3 protein-coding genes are annotated in these 2832 nt (G+C 64.5%); 2 read left to right on the top strand and 1 reads right to left on the bottom strand.

The features are described 5' to 3' along the window. Positions 1–133 precede the first annotated feature (133 nt). Both cofH and BP858_RS12220 read left to right on the top strand, forming a co-directional pair. Positions 134–1222 (top strand): 5-amino-6-(D-ribitylamino)uracil--L-tyrosine 4-hydroxyphenyl transferase CofH, encoded by a 1089-nt coding sequence (gene cofH, locus BP858_RS12225; RefSeq protein ID WP_062261290.1) that lies wholly within the window; start codon positions 134–136, stop codon positions 1220–1222. A 267-nt stretch (positions 1223–1489) separates the two neighbouring features. Next, the gene (locus BP858_RS12220) at positions 1490–2410 is read left to right on the top strand and encodes a DUF362 domain-containing protein (RefSeq protein WP_074174771.1); all 921 of its coding nucleotides are present in this window, start codon (positions 1490–1492) and stop codon (positions 2408–2410) included. A gap of 5 nt (positions 2411–2415) precedes the next feature. Here the strand turns inward: BP858_RS12220 and BP858_RS12215 are convergent. Beyond that, positions 2416–2832 (bottom strand): manganese efflux pump MntP family protein (locus tag BP858_RS12215; protein WP_286879585.1); only part of this gene is annotated, 417 nt, incomplete at its 5' end.

The following is a 2832-nucleotide window of genomic DNA, read 5'->3' as shown; positions in this document are numbered from 1 at the left end:
TCGGCTACCTGCCCCTGCACCTCGCCGAGTTCGCCATCCTTGTCATCGTCATTATCATCATCCACGACATCGTCCTTGCGCGGCGGAGAAAGAAAGAGGAATAAATCCCTGGACTGCAATAGAGTTGTTTACGATGCCGCATTCACTGCATGACCTGCTCGACGACACGCTCGCCGGCCACCGCCTCACCGAGGAGGAGGCGGTGCGGCTGCTCGCAACCCGCGGCCGGGATGTCTGGGATATCGCCGCCGCCGCGGACGAACTCCGTGAACGCAAAGTCGGCGATACCGTCACCTACATCCGGAACCAGAATATCCACGTCACCAACATCTGCAAGAACCTCTGCGGGTTCTGTGGGTTCGGGCGGCGGGCTGATGATCCGGGGGCGTTCTGCGACGACCCCGCGACCGTGCGGGAGAAGGCCCGGGCGGCGGTAGGCCGCGACATCACCGAGATCTGCCTCCTCTCCGGGGTTCACCCCGGTTACACGCTTGACTCCTACACCGACCTTATCTCCTCTGTACGGGAGGTTGCTCCAGGTGTGGATATCCACACCGCTAGCCCCGACGAGATCGCCTGGGCGGCGGAGCGGAGCGGGGTCTCGACCGCGGAGGTCATCGAACGGCTCCGTGAGGCGGGTCTCGGGACCCTGCAGGGGACGGCGGCCGAGATCCTGGTGGACTCTGTCCGCACGGTGATCTGCCCGAATAAGTGCGACACGGCGACCTGGGTCAGGATCATCAGGGAGGCGCATGGCCTTGGCATCCGCTCGACGGCGACGATCATGTACGGCTCCTGCGAGTCGGTGGAGGACCGGGCCCGGCACCTCGCGATCCTCAGGGATATCCAGGACGATACCGGGGGATTCACCGAGTTCGTGCCCCTCTCGTTCATCCACGAGAAGACTGCTCTCTACCGGGCGGGACTCGCACCGGCGGGGGCGACCGGGAGGGAGGATATCCTGATGGTCGCGGTGGCCCGGCTCTTCCTCGACAACTTTGACCACATCCAGGTCTCCTGGGGGAAGGTGGGGACGAAGATGGCGGAGGTAGCGCTCCTTTCCGGCGCGGACGATCTCGGGGGAACGATGTTCTGCGACGACGTCTCGCTCGACGCCGGCGGGGAGGGCGCCGACTACCTGGACCCGGGTGAGATGCGGCGGATCGCTGAAGACCTGGGGCGGGTGCTCCGGCAGCGGACGACGACCTACGGGACGGTGTGAGGCGCGAAAAACCCCTCACCCCGCCCCGGTTTCGACGATTGAAAAATCCCGGAAACGGATTTCTCCGGGTATCCATGCGCTTCCCCTGCCCTGCGGGTGATGGGGAGGATGTGCGGGCGCGATTGCTGCAGGAGATCGGTATGCCGGATACCGGCATGCCCGGTCAGACTGTTTCTCGTATAACCTTCAACTCCAGATTTGTCATCTTACCTGGAACCAGTCCCGGGACGGCGTATATTTTTATGGGTTGCCGGAGACTCTGCGGCCATGGCATCTCCAGCAGCATCTGAAGTCTACATCATCGATGCATCGGATCGTTACCACGCCGTTGAGGCGCTCTGGCATGAGATTGGACCTCCTTCCCTCGAGGGCGAGGAGGTTGCGGTCAAGGCGAACTTCAACAGCGACGATCCCTTTCCCGCGACAACCCATCCCGCCACCCTGGAGGCAATCATCGGGCAGGTCCTTGATGCCGGGGCCCGGAGGGTCAGGCTCGGGGAGCGGAGCGGGATGGGGGAGACCCGGGCGGTGCTGATGAACCGGGGCGCCATCGGTATAGCGGAGCGGGCAGGTGCAGAGGTGGTGGCGCTCGATGGTCTTCCCCGGGAGGGGTGGGAGACGGTCCCTTCGGATGGCCTCCACTGGAAGCGGGGGTTCTTGATCGCCCGGCTCTTCCGGGAGGCTGGCGCGGTGGTCCAGACCTGCTGCTTAAAGACCCACCGGTTCGGCGGGCACGTCTCCCTCTCCCTGAAGAACCTTGTCGGGGTCGTGGCGAAGAAGGACCCCCGGGGTGGCTACAACTACATGGCTGAACTCCATACCTCGCCGCACCAGCGCCGGATGATCGCCGAGATAAGCCGGTTCTGTCCCTGTAATATCGCCATTATGGACGCAGCCGAGGGGTTCTCGACCGGAGGGCCCGAGCAGGGCAGCCTCATCGAACCGGGAGTCATGCTCGCGAGCACCGACCGGGTCGCCCTCGATGCCGCCGGTATCGCCCTGCTCCGGCTCTACGGCTCGACGCCGGAGGTGATGCGGGGCCGGATCTTTGAGATGGACCAGATCGCGCGGGCGGCGGAACTCGGGATCGGGGTCAGGTCAGCACAGGACCTCAGGCTCGTCGCGCTTGATTCTGAGAGCAAAGACCTTGTCCTCGACATAAGGCGGATCCTGGACGAAACCGGGTAAAAATATCAGAAGGCGATATGGTCAAGCAGGATCCGGAGGCCAAGGGCGATCAGGATGACGCCGCCGAGGATCTCGACCTTCCGCCCTGATACCCGGCCGAACGCGCTTCCTATCAGCACGCCGGCGGCGGAGAGGGCGAAGGTCACGGCGCCGATCGTGACTGCAGGCCAGAGGATCGGCGTGTCAAGCACGGCAAAGGTGACGCCGACAGCGAGCGCGTCGATGCTGGTGGCGACGGCGAGCACGAGGAAGGTTGCCATGCTCCCTCCGGCAAACTGCACCCCATCCCCCTCCCCCCGCACCGCCTCGACGATCATCTTCCCGCCGATCAGGGCAAGCAGCAGAAACGCGATCCAGTGGTCGTAGACCCCGATGGACGAGGCGAGACTCGCCCCGCCGAGCCACCCGAGCACCGGCATCCC

It is taken from the genome of Methanoculleus sp. UBA413, from assembly GCF_002502935.1.
Lineage (GTDB): Archaea > Halobacteriota > Methanomicrobia > Methanomicrobiales > Methanoculleaceae > Methanoculleus > Methanoculleus bourgensis.
This window is presented reverse-complemented; position numbering and strand designations above follow the sequence as displayed.